This is a genomic window from Polaromonas sp. Polasp52 (genome assembly GCF_059491565.1).
Genome location: NZ_CP168513.1, coordinates 3,424,219 through 3,440,270, shown reverse-complemented (window position 1 = coordinate 3,440,270; position 16,052 = coordinate 3,424,219). Strand labels below are relative to the sequence as shown.

The following is a 16,052-nucleotide window of genomic DNA, read 5'->3' as shown; positions in this document are numbered from 1 at the left end:
TGAGCCTGGTGCCGGACGGACCGGTTCAGTGCGCCAGGAAAATCATCTTGGCCATGAAGCCCAGAAAAAAGACCAACGCGACCGAGGCCAGTATCAGGGCCAGCCTCAGGTTGCTTTTCTTTTGCTCAGGTGTCGTCATGGCGGTTGACCGATTAGGAGTTTGAATCAGCCGATCACGCGGGTTGCCGAGGCATCCAGCTTGGGCGGGGTTTCATAGGTGTGGAAAGGCGCGGGGGACGGGACTTCCCACTCCAGGCCTTCGGCGCCCTTGCCGCCTTCGTCGACCCAGGGGTTCTGCTTGGCCGGTGCGCCCTTGCCGCGCATCGTGGGCACCACGATGAACAGGAAGAAATAAAGCTGCGCGAAGCCGAAGAAGAAGGCGCCCACGCTGGCCACGGCATTGAAGTCGGCGAACTGCATGGGGTAGTCGGCATAACGGCGCGGCATGCCGGCCAGGCCCAGGAAGTGCATTGGGAAGAAGGTCACGTTGAAGGAAATCAGCGACCACCAGAAGTGGATCTTGCCGCGGGTTTCGTTGTACATCACGCCGGTCCATTTGGGCGACCAGTAGTAGTAGCCGGCAAACAGCGCGTAGAGCGAACCGGCCACCAGCACGTAGTGGAAGTGGGCCACCACGTAATACGTGTCCTGCAGCTGGATATCGATCGGCGCGACCGACAGAATCACGCCCGTCAGGCCGCCGATGGTGAACACGAAGATGAAGCCCACCGCGAACAGCATGGGGGTTTCAAAGGTCATGGAACCGCGCCACATGGTGGCGATCCAGTTGAACACCTTCACGCCCGTGGGCACGGCGATCAGCATGGTGGAGTACATGAAGAACAGCTGGCCCGTGACCGGCATGCCGGTGGTGAACATGTGGTGCGCCCACACGACGAAGCTCAGGATGGCGATGGAGCCGGTCGCGTACACCATGGAGGCGTAGCCGAACAGGCGCTTGCGCGAGAAGGCCGGAATGATCTGGCTGATGATGCCGAAAGCCGGCAAGATCATGATGTAGACCTCGGGGTGGCCGAAGAACCAGAAGATGTGCTGGTACATCACCGGGTCGCCGCCGCCGGCGGGGTTGAAGAAGCTGGTGCCGAAGTGACGGTCGGTCAGAGTCATGGTGATGGCGCCTGCCAGCACGGGCATCACGGCGATCAGCAGGTAGGCGGTGATCAGCCAGGTCCAGCAGAACATCGGCATCTTCATCAGCGTCATGCCGGGAGCGCGCATGTTCAGGATGGTCACGATGATGTTGATCGAGCCCATGATGGACGAGGCGCCCAGGATGTGCATCGCGAAAATACCGGCGTCCATGGACGGGCCCATTTGCAGCGTGAGCGGCGCGTAGAGCGTCCAGCCCGCGGCGGGCGCGCCGCCGGGCATGAAGAAGGAGCCGGCCAGCATGATGCCGGCGGGGATCATCAGCCAGAAGCTGAAGTTGTTCATGCGGGCGAAAGCCATGTCGGCCGCGCCGATCTGCAGCGGAATCATCCAGTTCGCGAAGCCCACGAAGGCAGGCATGATGGCGCCGAACACCATGATCAGGCCGTGCATGGTGGTGAGCTGGTTGAACAGTTCGGGGTTGACCAGTTGCAGGCCGGGCTGGAACAGCTCGGCGCGGATCAGCAAGGCCAGCACGCCGCCGAACATCAACATGAAGAAACTGAACAGCAGGTAGAGCGTTCCGATGTCTTTATGGTTGGTCGCGAAGACCCAACGGCGCCAGCCCACCGGGGCGTGGTCGTGGTGGTCGTCGTGCGCGTGGTCGTGATGGTCTAGAACTGCACTCATCTTGGCTTCCTTTGGTGGCTTTGGCCTGTAGCTTTATCTTGGCGGCCGGCGCGCAAGGCGCCGGCGGATTCTGGTCGTGGGGCGGATCGGCTTACTTGCGGGCGGCCTGCACTTCGGCGGGCTGGACGATCTGGCCGGTCTGGTTGGACCAGTTGTTCTTGGTGTAGCTGATAACAGCCGCGAGATCGGTGTCGCTCAAAGCCTTCCACGACGGCATCGCGCCACCGGCGGCACCGTTGAGCACGGTGGCAATCTGTTTCTTGTGGTCGGCGTCGAGCACGATGGCCGAGCCGTCCAGCGGCTTGATCGGGCCGGCGCCCTTGCCGTTGGGCTGGTGGCAGGCGGCGCAGTTGGCGGCATAAACCTTTTCGCCGCGGGCCTTCAGGTCGACGAGGGTCCAGACCTTGGTCGGGTCATCGGCCTTGGCGGCGGCTTCCTTGGCCTTGACGGCGACCCAGGCGCTGTAGTCGGCGGCGGAGACGACCTTCACGTGGATGGGCATGTAGGCGTGTTCCTTGCCGCAGAGCTCCTGGCACTGGCCGTAGTAGTCGCCCGGCTTTTCGGCACGGAACCAGGTGTCGCGCACAAAACCGGGAATCGCATCCTGCTTGATGCCGAAGGCCGGCACCGCGAAGGCGTGGATCACGTCGCTGGCGGTGGTGATGATGCGGATTTTCTTGTTGACGGGAACAACCAGCGGGTTGTCGACCTTGAGCAGGTAGTTGTCGGGCGCCTCGCCGGCCTTGGGGCCGCCGTTGTCGGACATTTCGCGGTGGGTGTTGTCGAGCGTGGAGACAAAGCCTATGCCTTCGCCTTCGCCCTTGATGTAGTCGTAGCCCCATTTCCACTGGATGCCGGTGGCCTTGATGGTCAGGTCGGCGCCGGTGGTGTCCTTCTGGGCGACCAGCACCTTGGTGGCGGGCAGCGCCATGCCGATCACGATGAGAAAGGGAACGATGGTCCAGGCGATTTCCACGGCGGTGGACTCATGGAAGTTGGCCGCTTTGTGGCCCACCGACTTGCGGTGCTTCAGGATGGAATAAAACATCACGCCGAACACCGCCACGAAGATCACGAGGCAGATGGCCATCATGAACCAGTGCAGCCACTGCTGTTCTTCGGCGATCTTGGTCACGGCCGGGTGCAGGTTCAGCTGGTTGACGGCGGGGCCGCCCTGAAGGTCATTGACGGCGTAAGCGGCGGTGCTGACCCAGGCGGCCGCAGATACCAGAATTGCGCCTGCATGCTGCATGCCAAGCCGTGTCATTTTGCTCATGGTGTTGCTTACGTTCATCGTGATCACTTTTTCTGCTTCAATTACCGACCAAATTAACCGGCTGATTATAAAGTTAGCGGCGGGTCCCCCCGCCGCACCTGAACTGACGCGAGACTTTCAGCGCCTCTTCAACCGCCCCGCAACGCCATCCGTATCTCGCGGGCCAGCGCGGGACGCAGCTCGGGCCGCACATGCCGCCCCACTTGCACCGACCGCCCCTGCCCCGACACTTCAATCAGCGAACCATCCCCATCCTTGGGTTCGATGCGCACCCATTCGCGGTTGAACTCCGCGCGCTCGGTGCGCCCCGCCGTTTCAAGCTCCACCACCAGCTGCCCGCCTTCGAGGACGATTTTTTCACCATCCCCCGCATGGCGGGCATACACCACAAAGGCCGCGCCCACCGCCAGCAATTCAGCCCAGGCAAAAGGCATCACCATGGTGGCGCCCTGGGCCCAGAAGAATGCCGCAATCCCCAGCGAAACGCCGCACAGCGACACGTAAAGCCACCCGAGCTGGGCCGGGGTGAGTGAACAGTGACGCTTGAGAAGCCACAGCACAGCATCGTGGCTGTGGGTACCCTGAGCGGGCGAGGTGGCAAAACGAAACGCTGGCGTTGGCTGCAGCATGCGGCAACCCCCAAAAAAACAGCGGTCCATGCCGGGCACGGGCCGCGCGAGGCTTGGGAACATCCCCAAAATCTGTGTTGAATTGTAGCCGGTTTGCCCTGCCGTTCCCCTGAAAAAGCCCCCAAATCAGCCCTCGCGGCGGGCCGTATGGGCGCCCGCGCAACAGCCCCAGCGCTCAGGCGCCGGGCCGCCCGCCCTGCAGCATGCTGCGCATGTCGGCCACCGACACCGCGCTGAGCGCGCTGACCTTGACCTTGGGCGGCGCCTTCAGCGCGTGGCCGTAGATGACCTCAAAGGTCAGGGACAAACGCCCATCCTCGCCCTTGACGAGGTGGCGGGCCAGCGCCTCCTCCAGCCTGGCCTTCCAGGCACGCCCGCGCAGCGCGGGAAAACGCGCGGGGTGGAAGTTGCGGCCCAGCTCGGCCAGGTCCTGCAGCAGGCGCGCGGGCGTCGCATAGGTCAGCGTGATGCGCTCCATGTCCATCACCGGCTCGGCAAAACCGGTCTGCACCAGCATGTCGCCCCAATCGTGCATATCGGTCAGCTCATGGCCCGCAGGCGGCCAGCCCAGTTGCGCGTAGACCTCGCGCAGCTCCTTCGCGGTGTCCGGGCCCAAGCATGAAAACATCAGGAAGCCGTTGACCTTGAGCGCCTCGCGCCATTGCGCCAGCAAGGCCTGCGGGTCGGCCGATTCATGCAGCGCCATATTGGCCCACAGCATGTCGGCGCTGCCGGGCGGCGGCGCTTCAAAACGCACGGGGGCGGCCGTCCATCGCCGCGGCGTCCACCATGGCTGCACGAGGCCCTTCATCGCCTCGCGCGTGCGCTGCGGGTTGTTCTCAAGCACAAAGGCCGTGGCGCCCGGGTAGGTCTTGGCCAGCTGCGCATGGGCCTGCAGCCCGCCGCGCAGCGCGCCCCAGTGCACCCAGCTCTGGGGCTGCAGCTTGATCCACTGCAGGCGGTCCATCATGCGGCGCGCCACTTCCTCATGCAGCCAGGGCGAGGCCAGGGGCGCGCTGCGCTCCCAGCGGCTGACGGCGATCGGGTCCAGCGTGGGCGGGCGCTCGGTGGGGGTCATGGAAGAAGGCAAGGCGTCTCGCTCAAAAGGTAGGCGAGTATATTGGCACGGTGTTCACACGCCTGCTTGCTCCTTCCGCATTCCTGCCCCGCTGGAGCGGCTTTGCTCGCGGCTTCAACACGGGAATCGCCAGCCAGTGCGCGGTCTGCCGCGGCTGGCCCGCACGCCAGGTGTGCGAGCCCTGCGTGGCCCGCTTCGCGCAAGCACAGGCGCGCTGCACCCGCTGCGCGCTGGCCTTGCCGGCCGACCTTTCCATGGGCTTGCGAGCCGGCCCGCCCTTGTGCGGCGCCTGCGCCGTCGAGCCGCCGCCGCTGGACCGCGCCTTCGCCGGCGTTGATTACGCCTACCCCTGGTCCACGCTGGTCGCCGGCTACAAATTCGGCGAGCGGCACGGCTGGGCCGGCTTTTTTGCGGGCCTGCTGCTGCAGTCGCCCGGCCTGGCACATGTGTTGGCCGAACTGGGGCCCAAGGACTGGCTGCTGCCGATACCGCTGTCGGCCCAGCGCCTGCAGGCACGCGGCTTCAACCAGGCCTGGGAGCTGTGTGCGGCGCTGGTCCGGCAGACGCACACCGCCGCCCGTACCGACGCCCAGCTGTTGCTGCGCGTGCGGCACACCCGCCCGCAAAGCCAGCTCAAGCGCCGGGAGCGGCTGGCCAATGTCAAAGGCGCCTTCCAGGTCGACCCGCTGCGCGCAGCGGAACTGCGAGGCCGGCGCGTGCTGCTGGTCGACGACGTGATGACCAGCGGTGCCTCGATGTACACCGCTGCCCAGGCTTTGCGCGATGCGGGCGCCGCGCATATCACCGCTGTGGTGTTTGCCAGAACCGCCCCCGCCTAGAATCCCGGGCTCCGCCTTACCGCTCTCCCGCATGTTCAATATCGTCCTGGTCGAACCCGAAATCCCGCCCAACACCGGCAATGTGATCCGGCTGGCGGCCAATACCGGCTGCCGGCTGCACCTGGTGGAGCCGCTGGGCTTTTCCATGGACGACAAACACATGCGCCGCGCCGGCCTGGACTACCACGAGTACGCGCAGCTGCTGCGCCATGCCAGCTGGCAGGCCCTGCTCGAAAGTGAGCAACCACCCGCAGACCGCCTGTTTGCCATGACCACCCGGGGTTCGGCCAGCCTGTATGAGACGCGCTTCCTGCCCGGCGACTGGCTGGTGTTTGGCGCGGAAACCCGCGGCCTGGCGCCCGAACTGCGGGAATCGTTCGCCCCGGGCCAGCGCCTGAAACTGCCCATGCGGCCCGGCCAGCGCAGCCTGAACCTGTCCAACAGCGTGGCCGTCACGGTGTTCGAGGCCTGGCGGCAAAACGGCTTTGCCGGCGCGGCGCAAGGCTGACGAAGGGCTGACGGCCTGACGCTGGCCAACCTGGGACCGGCCCAAATTCCTTGCCAGAAACTAGGTAAAAACCCTATTATTCGTCCCTCAAACTTAAGCGAGCGGATGCCGATACCCGGCCATCCCAGCCTTACCCCTTCCCCATCGCCCAGTTCACAAGACTGGCAGGAGCCTTCTGTGAACACGGTTATCCAGCGTATTCTGGGCCTTGCGGCGCCCGCTTTTTCCGATTCGGGGCGGCCGGTCAACCGCGTGCCGGTGGAACAGATCCGCGAAAGCCTGCTGGCCTTGCTGCACGACTGCCGCGACATGCGCACCCAGCGGCTTATCTACAAAGTCAATGTTGCCAAGACGCCGGCCGAGCTGTGGCTGCTGCGCAGCGACCTGCACCAGTGCATCGCCCAGACGCACAGCCAGAGCGAGGCGGCAGAACGCATCAACAGCCTGATCGAGGTGTTTGAAGGCTGGCTGCCGGCCGGCCAGCTGCTGCGCATCTAGGCGCCCGAACTCCCCGACCGCTCAGGGATAGCGCCGCACCAGCGACTCGGCCACGCACACTGGCTTGGGCGAGCCCTCGCGCTCCACCGTCACTTCCCAGTTCATCTGCATGCCGGCGTTGTCTATCGCCTCGGCCGCCAGCAGCTTCATGCGCGCCCGCAGGCGGCTGCCCACCGGCACCGGCGCGGTAAAGCGCACCTTGTTGAGCCCGTAGTTCACGCCCATGCGCGAGCCGGTGATGTCAAAGGAGGACTCAAAAAAGCGCGGCAGCAGCGACAAGGTCAAAAAGCCGTGCGCGATAGGCCCGCCAAAGGGCCCGGCGGCGGCTTTTTCCACGTCGACGTGTATCCACTGGTGGTCGCCCGTGGCTTCGGCAAACAGGTTGACCTGCTGCTGGGTGATGGTGATCCAGTCGCTGACGGCGACTTCCTGGCCGGTGCAGGCGGCCAGCTCGGCCAATGTTGCGAAGATTCTCATGCCGCCACTGTAGCGGCCCGGCCGCCCGCCCCTTGTCGGCTCAGCGACAAGCGACAGCGGCTCTCAGCGTTCCAGCCACTCGCAGATGCCCTTCCACTGCTCCATGTCTTTTTCGACCCGGCTGGGCGCCACGTCGAACAGGGTCAGGCCGCGGGCCGCCAGGTGGATGTAGTTCTGCGTGTCGCGCAAATAGCCCAGCACCGGCAGCCCCAGGCCTTCGACGAAGCCGCGCAGCTTGTCGGCGGCGATGGTGCGCGCATCCACGCGCATGCCGACAATGCCGACCTGCATCTTGCCGGCATGTTTGTGTTCGGCGAGCTGGTCCAGGAAAGTGCGCGTGGCAAAGATGTCGAAGACGCTGGGCTGCAGCGGCACGATGACCTTGTCGGCCAGCTTGAGCACGTCGTTGAAGCGCCAGCCGTGCAGGCCGCCGGGGGTGTCCAGCACCACATGCGTCGTGCCCCTGGGCGGCTTGACGATCAGGTCGGCGTTGACGTCCCAGGTGGCGATCTGCCGGGCGGCCGGCGGGCGCAGGCCCAGCCACAGCCGCGAAGACTGCTGCCGGTCGGCATCCCCCAGCATGACCGTATGGCCCTGGCTGGCGAAAAATCCGGCAACGTTGGTGGCCAGCGTCGTCTTGCCGACGCCCCCCTTCGGATTGGCGATCACAACCACGGGCATGCGAATCTCCTTGTTATGGAAGCTTGCTTTTCCGCTATGGTAACGGCATGGACAGCCTTATCACAACCACTGACAAACCCACGGGCGGCGCGGCCAACACTGACATTTATGTCATTGCGGCCCATCCGGCCTGGCGCGAATCGCGGGTCAACCGCCCCTTGATGGAGGCCGCGCAGGCCCTGCCGCGGGTGCAGGTGCAAGACCTTTATTCAAGTTATCCCGACTACGCCATCGACGTTCCCAAGGAGCAGGCCGCCCTGGAACGCGCGCAGCTGGTGGTGCTGCTGCACCCCATCCAGTGGTATTCCATGCCCCCGCTGCAAAAGCTCTGGCTCGACGAAGTGTTCAGCTACGGCTGGGCTTACGGCGAAGGCGAGGCCGGCGATGAAGGCGGCCGGGGCCGGGCGCTGCAGGGCAAGGACTTGTGGCTGGTCGCCACCACGGGCGGCCCCGAGGCCTCCTACCACCCGCAAGGCTACAACCGCTATTTTTTCGATGCCTTCCTGCCGCCCTATGAACAAAGCGCGGCCCTGTGCGGCATGCGCTTTTTGCCGCCGCTGGTGCTGCACGGCGCCCACAGCGTAGGCCGGCAGGCCGTGGCCGAGCACATCGCCACCTTCAGCCAGCGCCTGCAAAGCTATCCCGACTGGCCCGAGCTCGAAGACCTGGAGCAATGCGCCGCCTGCGTCGTGCCCATGAGGGACCGGCTGGTCGAACATTCAGCGGCGGCCAATGCCGGGGGAGCTGCCTGATGGAGCACGCGCCCACCTGGCTGGTCAACAGCTTTATCTATTTAGCGGCTGCCGTCATCTCGGTGCCCCTGGCCAAAAAACTCGGCCTGGGCTCCATCATCGGCTACCTGGCCGCCGGCATTGCCATAGGCCCCTGGGGCCTGGGCCTGGTCACCAATGTGCAGGACATCCTGCATTTCGCCGAGTTCGGCGTGGTGCTGATGCTGTTCCTGATCGGCCTGGAGCTGGAGCCCAAGCGCCTGTGGAATTTGCGCCGGCCCATCTTCGGCTGGGGCAGCGCGCAGGTGCTGGGCTGCGCCGCCCTGCTGACCGGCGCGGCCATGGCCTTCGGCGTGGGCTGGCAGACGGCGCTGGTCGCCGGCCTGGGCCTGGCGCTGTCGTCCACCGCGATCGCGCTGCAGGCCATGGGCGAGCGTCACCTGCTGCCGACCTCGAGCGGGCAGGCGGGCTTTTCCATCCTGTTGTTCCAGGACGTGGCGGCCATTCCCATCCTGGCGCTGCTGCCGCTGCTGGGCGCCATGGCCGGCGACAGCGAAGCCGCCAGCCACAGCGGCCGGGCACTGGAGGCGCTGAAAATCGTCGGCGCGATCGCCGCCATCATCCTGGGCGGCCGCCTGCTGTTGCGCCCGCTGCTGCGCTGGATCGCCAACAGCGGCACGCCCGAGATCTTCACGGCCGCCTCGCTGCTGCTGGTGGTCAGCATCGCGGCGCTGATGCAGTTCGTGGGCCTGTCCATGGCACTGGGCGCCTTCCTCGCCGGTGTGCTGCTGGCGGAAAGCGAATACCGGCGCGAACTGGAGACCGACATCGAGCCCTTCAAGGGCCTGCTGCTTGGCCTGTTTTTCATCGCCGTGGGCATGAGCATCGATTTCGGCGTGCTGTGGCGCTCGCCCGGCCTCATGGCCGTCATCCTGGTGGGTTTTCTGGGCCTGAAGCTCGCCGTGATCTACGGGCTGGCCAGGCTCATGAAGCTGCCCTTCCAGGAGCGTCCGGTGTTCGCGGTGCTGCTGGCGCAGGGCGGCGAATTCGCCTTCGTGGTGTTCCAGGCAGCCGCCGGGGCCCAGGTGTTTTCCGCCGAAACCGCCTCGCTGCTGATAGGCGCGGTGGCGCTGTCCATGCTGCTGAGCCCGCTGCTGCTGGTGGCCGTGGACAAGCTCTGGGTGCCGCGCTACGCCAACTGCAACCTGCCGCAGCTCGAGGAAATCTCCGAGCAGCAGGAAGCGCCCATCATCATCGCCGGCTTCGGCCGCTACGGCCAGATCGTCGGCCGCATGCTGCTGGCCCAGGGTGTCCAGGCCACGGTGCTGGACCACGACGCCGAGATGATAGAAACCGTGCGGGCCTTCGGCTACCGCGTCTTCTACGGCGACGCGACGCGCCTGGACCTGCTGCGCACCGCCGGCGCGGCCACCGCCAAGATCCTGGTGCTGTCAGTGGACGACATGGAGCAGTCGCTCAAGATCGTCGACATCGCGCGCGAGAACTTCCCGCAGATGCAGATCGTGGCCCGCGCGCGCGACGTCACGCATTGGAACGCGCTGCGCGACCGCGGCGTGATGCTGGTCGAACGCGAGGTTTTCGAGTCCAGCCTGCGCAGCGCGCGCAGCGTGCTGGAACTGCTGGGCCAGCCGCCGCACGAGGCGCGCCAGGCCGCCATGCGTTTTCGCCGGCACAACCTCGAGCTGTTCGAACGCATGTACCCGCACCGCAAGGACCGCACCAAGGTCATCGCCGTGGCCACGCAGGGCCGGCTGCAGCTTGAGGAGCAACTGGCCCAGGAACGCCAGCAGCAGGCGCAGCGCCGGCCCGCCGGCTGGTACGGCCAGCAGCAATCACCGGACGAAGAATAAACTGGAGGACGCCCGCCCTTTGCGGGCCGGCGCCGCGGCTCAGCGCCTGAGCTGTTCGGCCTCGCGCCGGCGCTGCTCCATCGCGCGGCGGTCCACGCAGACCGGGTGGTTGGTGAAGGCCGGCTTGGCGCACTGCTCATTCATGCAGATCTGGAAGCCGATCAGCACGCGGTCTTCACAGGCCTGGCGCGGATTGCCGGCATTCGCGGATGGCGCCGGTGCCGGGGCATGATCGGCTGCCGCGGGCACGGCGGTGCTGCCGCCGGGTTTGGCCTGCGCCGCCTGCTGTTTGGCCAGACGCTCTTTCTCGAGGGCGGCCTTTTTGGCCGCGATGGCCTGCGCCGCCGCGGCCTTGGAGGCCGGAGACAGCGGCGCAGCCGCCGTCGATGCCGCCGCAGCCGGTGCGGATGCCGCGGCCGCCGCGGGCTGTGCCTGCGCGGCTTGTACCGCCGGCTGGGGAGCGGCCGGCGTCGCGGGCTTCGCCTGGCCGGCATCGGCCGCCAGGGCGGCCGGCTGGGCCGCCGCCAGTGCCGGCACCTTCGGTTTCGAGAGTTGCCTGACGCCTACGCCCAGGATGACCAAAGCCACCAGGGCGACCCCGCCCCACACCAGGTAAGGAGGAGAGGCTGCGGACGCCTTCGCGGGCGCGCCCGGCTCGGCGCTGCGGCGCTTGCGCGAGGACTCCGGCTTGGCCTCGGGCACGGCGGCGCTCGCGGCTGTGACGGGCACTGCCTCGGCCTTGGCTTTTGCCTCGGCGGCCTCGAACTGGACCGTCACCGGGCCGGCATCGCTGAACACGGTTTCAGGCCATTCAGAGGGCTCGCTCTGCGGCTGCGGCTGCGGCTGCGGCACAGCCGGTGCCGGTGGCACGGCCATGACCGGTGCGCCCAGTCGCGTGGCATCCGGGTCGTCGGCCGCGGGGGCGGCCGGCAAGGGCGGGGGGACCACCGGCGCCTGCGCCGCGGCTTCCTCGAGCGCCTTCCAGGCCAGGTCGGTCGCCGAGCCGGGATTTGTCACCCCTGGATTTGTCGCCCCGGGACTGCTCACCCCAGGATTGGTCACAGCGGGACGAGCGATCCCGGGATTGGTGATTCCGGGGTTGGTGATTCCGGGGTTGGTCACACCGGTATTGGTCGCCCCCGGATGGGTCGCACCGGCGGCCGTGTCCTGGCCGGCCGGGCGCGGAACGATCAGTGTGCCGGTGCCCAGGCGCCTGCCGATGTCGGAATCCTCCCCGCCCGGCACGCCCATTTTCTTGAGGCGGCGGCGGGCCAGGTCGGCATAGATGCCGGACGGGAACCTGGCGAGAAAGCCCTGGATGTCCTCGACGTCCATGGACTCCTTGATCTCTTTCCAGTAAACCAGCTCGAGCTCCTGCGTCACCATGGGGATGTCGGCGCTGGTGCCCGACTGCAGGCCGACCAGGGCTTCGCCGGCCAGCAGCGTGGAGGTCCAGGTCGAGTTGCTGCCCGGCCCCACCGGTATGGCCGGCGGCTGCACCGTGGTGTCGGCCGCTTCTCGGGCCGCGGCCTGCAGCGCCGAGAGGAAGTCCTGCGCGCTGGCGTAACGCTGGTCGCGCGACTTGGCCAGGGCCTTGGCCACCACCGCGTCGATCGCGGCGGGCAGCATGGGGTTGAAGCTGCTGGGCGGCACGGGCGTGTGGCCCACGATCTGCTGGATGGTCGCGAAATCGGTGTCGCCGTCAAAAGGCCGCTTGCCCGTGAGCAGCTGGTACAGCACGATGCCGGCGGCGAACAGGTCGGCCCGGGCGTCAATCGGGCGGCCCTGCACCTGCTCGGGCGACATGTATTTGAGCGTGCCCACCATGGAGCCCTGCGTGCGCGTGGCCTCGCCCGAATCCTGGATGCGCGCCACGCCGAAGTCGGTCAGCTTGACCCGCCCGCTGGTCTCTATCAGCAAGTTGGCCGGCTTGATGTCGCGGTGCACGATGCTTTGCCGGTGCGCGTACTCCAGCGCCGACAGCAGGTCGCCCATGATGCCCAGGGTCTGCTCCAGCGTGTAGAGGTTGCCCTTGTCCAGGTGGTGCTTGAGGTCGTCGCCGTCAACGAACTCCATGACCAGGAAGGCGATGTCGCCGTCGCGGTCGGAGTCGTAGACGCTGACGATGTGCGGGTGCTGCAGGCGCGCGGCGGAGCGGGCCTCCGTGCGAAAGCGCACCTCGTATTCGGCGGCGGCCTCCTCGGAGAGGTTTTCCACCTTGATGGTCTTGATGGCGACGCGCCGGTCCAGGTTGGGGTCGCGCCCCTCGTACACCAGCCCCATCGCACCCTTGCCGAGGACGTTGATCAGATCGTATCGGCCAAGCTTCTTGAGACTCATGAGGAGGTGGAATTGGGCGAGATGGGCTGAAGAGGCAAAAAAGGCGGGATGGCCTGCGGGCTACCCAGCGGCCCGGCTACGTCTTGAAACAAAAATCGATTCTAGCCTGCATCGCCAGGCGGACAAGCCTTCGGAAAGCGTAACTTTTCCCGATGCGCCGCGCCTGTTGCGGCCCGCATACGCGGCCATGGGCAGGTTCTCAGCTGCGGATGGCAAACGCGACCAGCGGCGCGTTCTCGTCCGTGCGGTCGCAGCCCGGCACGATGTGGCCGCTGCCCACCAGGTAGCACTCGGTGCGGCGCAGCACCACGGCTTCGCTCTGGTTGCCCAGGTACACCCAGGTACCGTAGCTGGAGGCGTCGGTCAGCACGAATTGCCCGCCGCGCCACTCCAGCGTGGCATGCATGCGCGAGACCCGCGGGTCGTTCAGGTTCAGCGCGGCATCGGCGCCCCGGCCCAGCGCCAGCTTGCTGCTTTTGGCGTCCAGCCTCAGGGTCTGCCCGGCAAAACTCAGCTCGAGGAAAGCCTGGCTGGGCGAGGCGAACATGGAGCGGCCCGCCATGGTGGCGTCCTCGTCGCGCCCGGCCATCCATTCGACGCGGTAGACATGGCTGGCTTCGGCCCGGCCGCGCAGGTACATGGGCCCCATGCTGCGCAGGGCCGACCTTTGCACCGGCAACAGCGCGGTCCAGACGTTTTCGGTGGTGAGGATTTGCGCGGCGCCGGCCAGGTCGGCCAGGCGGGCGGCGGAATTCACGGTGTCGCCGAAGCAGTCGCCGTCGATCTCGACCACTTCGCCCGACTCGATACCCATCTGCATCTGCACCGGCGCGCCGCTGCCGCCGGGCTTGATGGGTTTTTCCTGCAGGCGCTTCTGGATGCTGATGCAGGCCGAGAGCGCGTCGCCCTCGTTGGGAAAGACCACGAACAGGCCGTCGCCCAGCAGCTTGACGACCCGGCCCTGGTGCTGCTCGAAGACCTGGCTGAGCACGCCTATGAGCTGCGTCACGAAACGCGACGCGGTCTCATCGCCCAGCCGTTCAAACATGCTGGTGCTGCCCACAAGATCGGCGAAAACAACAGTGGTCATGAAGGGGAGGTCAAACGCAATGTAAGCATATTGTTCTCATCCACGTGATTCTCACAGAAATTCGCGAAACGCAGGCCGGTAAAACTCCGGGTGCCCGCCCAAAACCCCACGCAGGCCAGGGGCCGTTCTGGACGCGAGTGGCGAATCGCGCTAGGGGCGAGTGCTCAGTGGAAGCCGTCCCAGAGCAACTTGCAGCCTGTCAGCAGCATGCCCAGATAGAGCAAACGGTAGAACAGCACCGGGCTGATGCTGCGCGCCATGCGCACGCCCATCCACACACCCAGCGGCGCCAGCGGCAGCAGGGCCAGCGAGGTCGCCATGTTGCGCAGGTCCAGCAGTCCCAGCCAGGCGTAGGGAATCCACTTGGAGAGGTTGATGACAAAAAAGAAGGCCGCCATGGTGGCGGTGAACTTCACCGGGGAGAGGCGCATGGGGATCACATAGGCGCTCAGCGGCGGCCCGCCGGCATGCGACACAAAGCTGGTGAAGCCCGAGGTCACCGTCAGGATCGCGCCCAGCCAGCGCGGCGGCGGCGGGCTGTCGGGCCGGGGCGGGAACAAGAGGCGCTGCGCCAAAAACAACAAGGTGAATATTCCCACCAGGGCTGCGACGACCTTGGCGTCCAGCAGTTTGAACAGCAAGGCCCCCACCAGCGTACCCAGCAGGCCGAAGGGAACCAGGAACTTCAGGAACTTGAAATCAAAGTCGCGGCGAAAGGCCGCCAGCCCCAGCAAGTCCATCAGCAGCAGCACCGGCATCAGGATGGCGGCGGCCTGCGGCACCGTGACGGCCAGCGCCATCACCGGCACCGCCAGCGAACCAAAGCCCGCGCCGAAGCCGCTCTTGCTGACGCCCAGCATCAGCACGGCGGGAATCGCCACGGCGTAGAAAAAAGGGTCGGTGATCAGCGGGAAGCTCACGGCATGTCTTTCGGTTTACCCAGGCCGTGGCGTGCAGGCGCAAGGAAAGAAAGGCGCCATGTTATCCGCCGGCCGGAAATCCGGCAGCAGCGCCTCATGCCGCCGCTCAGACGCGCTCGAGGATGACCGCGATGCCCTGCCCCACGCCTATGCACATGGTGGCCAGCGCATAACGCCCGCCGCTTTTATGCAGCTGGTTGACCGCCGTGGTGGCCAGCCGCGCGCCCGATGCGCCCAGCGGGTGGCCCAGCGCGATGGCGCCGCCATTGGGGTTGACGCGCGGATCGTCGTCCCGCACGCCCAGCAGACGCAGCACGGCCAGGCCTTGCGCGGCAAAGGCTTCGTTGAGCTCGATCACGTCCATCTGCGCCATCGTGAGGCCGGTGAGCGCCAGCACTTTCTGCGTGGCGGGCGCAGGGCCTATGCCCATGATGCGCGGCGCGACGCCGGCAGTTGCCATGCCAACCACTCGCGCCTTCGGCGTGAGGCCATTCTTCGCGGCGGTGGCCTCATCGGCCAGCAGCAGCGCGCAGGCGCCGTCGTTCACGCCGCTGGCGTTACCGGCGGTCACCGTGCCGTCGGGCCGCACCACGCCCTTGAGCTTGGCCAGCGCCTCGAGCGAGGTCTCACGCGGGTGCTCGTCCTTGCCCACCACGATGGGGTCGCCCTTTTTCTGGGCAATCGTCACCGGCGTGATTTCGGCGTCGAAGTAGCCGGCCTTTTGCGCGGCCACGGCTTTGAGCTGGCTGGCCAGCGCCATCTTGTCCTGGTCTTCGCGGCTGATCTTGTAGTCGGTCGCCACGTTTTCGGCGGTTTCGGGCATGGCGTCGACGCCGTATTTTTCCTTCATCAGCTTGTTGATGAAGCGCCAGCCAATCGTCGTGTCGTAAACCGCGTTCGCGCGGCTGAAGGCGCTTTCGGCTTTGGGCATCACAAAGGGCGCGCGGCTCATGCTTTCCACGCCGCCGGCAATCATCAAGCTGGCCTCGCCCGACTTGATGGCGCGCGCGGCCGTGCCCAGCGCGTCCAGGCCGGAGCCGCACAGGCGGTTGATGGTGGCGCCCGGCACATCCATGGGCAGGCCGGCCAGCAAGGCTGCCATGCGCGCCACGTTGCGGTTGTCCTCGCCGGCCTGGTTGGCGCAGCCGTAGATCACATCGGTCACGGCCTGCCAGTCGACCTTGGGGTTGCGCGCCATCAGCGCCTTGAGCGGGATCGCGCCCAGGTCGTCGGTGCGCACGCTGCTGAGCGCGCCGCCGTAGCGGCCAAAGGGTGTGCGTATCGCGTCGCAGATAAAAGCTTGGGTCATGGTGT

General features: G+C 66.5%; 16 protein-coding genes. 5 read left to right on the top strand and 11 right to left on the bottom strand.

All coding sequences use genetic code 11. The annotated features are described in order from the left end of the window. Positions 1-25 precede the first annotated feature (25 nt). The 5 genes from ACEN9P_RS16000 to ACEN9P_RS15980 form a co-directional block, all read right to left on the bottom strand. Positions 26-139: a cytochrome oxidase small assembly protein gene (locus tag ACEN9P_RS16000; protein WP_217631815.1), complete on the bottom strand. Its 114-nt coding sequence runs from the start codon at positions 137-139 to the stop codon at positions 26-28. A 26-nt stretch (positions 140-165) separates the two neighbouring features. Continuing rightward, a complete protein-coding gene (gene ctaD, locus ACEN9P_RS15995) occupies positions 166-1,800 on the bottom strand; it encodes a cytochrome c oxidase subunit I (protein WP_477700931.1) in 1,635 nt (544 codons plus the stop codon). Positions 1,801-1,891: 91 nt separating this feature from the next. After that, positions 1,892-3,067 (bottom strand): cytochrome c oxidase subunit II, encoded by a 1,176-nt coding sequence (coxB, locus tag ACEN9P_RS15990; protein ID WP_477662378.1) that lies wholly within the window; start codon positions 3,065-3,067, stop codon positions 1,892-1,894. Between the two features lie 137 nt (positions 3,068-3,204). After that, positions 3,205-3,705, bottom strand: a complete 501-nt coding sequence (locus ACEN9P_RS15985; protein ID WP_083336811.1) for a DUF2244 domain-containing protein — start codon at positions 3,703-3,705, stop codon at positions 3,205-3,207. Between the two features lie 175 nt (positions 3,706-3,880). Next, the gene (locus tag ACEN9P_RS15980; RefSeq protein WP_477662379.1) at positions 3,881-4,783 is read right to left on the bottom strand and encodes a methyltransferase domain-containing protein; all 903 of its coding nucleotides are present in this window, start codon (positions 4,781-4,783) and stop codon (positions 3,881-3,883) included. A 50-nt stretch (positions 4,784-4,833) separates the two neighbouring features. On the opposite strand from ACEN9P_RS15980, the gene ACEN9P_RS15975 reads away from it, so the two are divergent. The 3 genes from ACEN9P_RS15975 to ACEN9P_RS15965 all read left to right on the top strand — a co-directional run bounded on the left by ACEN9P_RS15975 (position 4,834) and on the right by ACEN9P_RS15965 (position 6,628). After that, positions 4,834-5,622, top strand: coding sequence for a ComF family protein (locus ACEN9P_RS15975; RefSeq protein WP_495619791.1), 789 nt, complete (start codon positions 4,834-4,836; stop codon positions 5,620-5,622). Between the two features lie 31 nt (positions 5,623-5,653). Next, on the top strand, positions 5,654-6,130 hold the full coding sequence (locus tag ACEN9P_RS15970; protein WP_495619790.1) for a tRNA (cytidine(34)-2'-O)-methyltransferase: 477 nt from the start codon (positions 5,654-5,656) through the stop codon (positions 6,128-6,130). A gap of 177 nt (positions 6,131-6,307) precedes the next feature. Next, complete coding sequence (locus ACEN9P_RS15965; protein WP_477662361.1) at positions 6,308-6,628, top strand: hypothetical protein; 321 nt, start codon at positions 6,308-6,310, stop codon at positions 6,626-6,628. Between the two features lie 21 nt (positions 6,629-6,649). On the opposite strand, the gene ACEN9P_RS15960 is transcribed toward ACEN9P_RS15965, so the two are convergent. Together ACEN9P_RS15960 and ACEN9P_RS15955 are read right to left on the bottom strand one after the other, a co-directional pair. Next, positions 6,650-7,105 carry a MaoC family dehydratase gene (locus tag ACEN9P_RS15960; protein ID WP_477662362.1) on the bottom strand — a complete coding sequence of 152 codons (456 nt, stop codon included), beginning with the start codon at positions 7,103-7,105 and terminating at the stop codon, positions 6,650-6,652. A gap of 63 nt (positions 7,106-7,168) precedes the next feature. Next, on the bottom strand, positions 7,169-7,786 hold the full coding sequence (locus ACEN9P_RS15955; RefSeq protein ID WP_477700930.1) for a nucleotide-binding protein: 618 nt from the start codon (positions 7,784-7,786) through the stop codon (positions 7,169-7,171). A 47-nt stretch (positions 7,787-7,833) separates the two neighbouring features. On the opposite strand from ACEN9P_RS15955, the gene kefF reads away from it, so the two are divergent. Beyond that, positions 7,834-8,538 carry a glutathione-regulated potassium-efflux system oxidoreductase KefF gene (kefF, locus tag ACEN9P_RS15950; protein ID WP_495619789.1) on the top strand — a complete coding sequence of 235 codons (705 nt, stop codon included), beginning with the start codon at positions 7,834-7,836 and terminating at the stop codon, positions 8,536-8,538. Then, entirely contained in the window at positions 8,538-10,388 is a 1,851-nt protein-coding gene (gene kefC, locus ACEN9P_RS15945; protein ID WP_477662365.1) for a glutathione-regulated potassium-efflux system protein KefC, read from the top strand. Before kefF ends, kefC begins: the two co-directional genes overlap by 1 nt. Before the next feature lie 39 nt (positions 10,389-10,427). On the opposite strand, the gene ACEN9P_RS15940 is transcribed toward kefC, so the two are convergent. The 4 genes from ACEN9P_RS15940 to pcaF all read right to left on the bottom strand — a co-directional run bounded on the left by ACEN9P_RS15940 (position 10,428) and on the right by pcaF (position 16,047). Then, positions 10,428-12,728 (bottom strand): serine/threonine-protein kinase, encoded by a 2,301-nt coding sequence (locus tag ACEN9P_RS15940; RefSeq protein ID WP_495619788.1) that lies wholly within the window; start codon positions 12,726-12,728, stop codon positions 10,428-10,430. A 199-nt stretch (positions 12,729-12,927) separates the two neighbouring features. Next, positions 12,928-13,818, bottom strand: a complete 891-nt coding sequence (locus ACEN9P_RS15935) for an adenylate/guanylate cyclase domain-containing protein (RefSeq protein ID WP_477662367.1) — start codon at positions 13,816-13,818, stop codon at positions 12,928-12,930. Between the two features lie 164 nt (positions 13,819-13,982). Further along, positions 13,983-14,738, bottom strand: coding sequence for a sulfite exporter TauE/SafE family protein (locus ACEN9P_RS15930; RefSeq protein ID WP_477662368.1), 756 nt, complete (start codon positions 14,736-14,738; stop codon positions 13,983-13,985). Positions 14,739-14,844: 106 nt separating this feature from the next. Beyond that, positions 14,845-16,047: a 3-oxoadipyl-CoA thiolase gene (pcaF, locus tag ACEN9P_RS15925; protein WP_495619787.1), complete on the bottom strand. Its 1,203-nt coding sequence runs from the start codon at positions 16,045-16,047 to the stop codon at positions 14,845-14,847. Positions 16,048-16,052: the final 5 nt, after the last annotated feature.

What these genes read in the sequence shown, in the direction of transcription:
- ACEN9P_RS16000 (WP_217631815.1), bottom strand. Translation starts at nt 139, where the DNA reads ATGACGACACCTGAGCAAAAGAAAAGCAACCTGAGGCTGGCCCTGATA.
- ctaD (WP_477700931.1), bottom strand. Translation starts at nt 1,800, where the DNA reads ATGAGTGCAGTTCTAGACCATCACGACCACGCGCACGACGACCACCAC.
- coxB (WP_477662378.1), bottom strand. Translation starts at nt 3,067, where the DNA reads ATGACACGGCTTGGCATGCAGCATGCAGGCGCAATTCTGGTATCTGCG.
- ACEN9P_RS15985 (WP_083336811.1), bottom strand. Translation starts at nt 3,705, where the DNA reads ATGCTGCAGCCAACGCCAGCGTTTCGTTTTGCCACCTCGCCCGCTCAG.
- ACEN9P_RS15980 (WP_477662379.1), bottom strand. Translation starts at nt 4,783, where the DNA reads ATGACCCCCACCGAGCGCCCGCCCACGCTGGACCCGATCGCCGTCAGC.
- ACEN9P_RS15970 (WP_495619790.1), top strand. Translation starts at nt 5,654, where the DNA reads ATGTTCAATATCGTCCTGGTCGAACCCGAAATCCCGCCCAACACCGGC.
- ACEN9P_RS15960 (WP_477662362.1), bottom strand. Translation starts at nt 7,105, where the DNA reads ATGAGAATCTTCGCAACATTGGCCGAGCTGGCCGCCTGCACCGGCCAG.
- ACEN9P_RS15955 (WP_477700930.1), bottom strand. Translation starts at nt 7,786, where the DNA reads ATGCCCGTGGTTGTGATCGCCAATCCGAAGGGGGGCGTCGGCAAGACG.
- kefF (WP_495619789.1), top strand. Translation starts at nt 7,834, where the DNA reads ATGGACAGCCTTATCACAACCACTGACAAACCCACGGGCGGCGCGGCC.
- kefC (WP_477662365.1), top strand. Translation starts at nt 8,538, where the DNA reads ATGGAGCACGCGCCCACCTGGCTGGTCAACAGCTTTATCTATTTAGCG.
- ACEN9P_RS15940 (WP_495619788.1), bottom strand. Translation starts at nt 12,728, where the DNA reads ATGAGTCTCAAGAAGCTTGGCCGATACGATCTGATCAACGTCCTCGGC.
- ACEN9P_RS15935 (WP_477662367.1), bottom strand. Translation starts at nt 13,818, where the DNA reads ATGACCACTGTTGTTTTCGCCGATCTTGTGGGCAGCACCAGCATGTTT.
- pcaF (WP_495619787.1), bottom strand. Translation starts at nt 16,047, where the DNA reads ATGACCCAAGCTTTTATCTGCGACGCGATACGCACACCCTTTGGCCGC.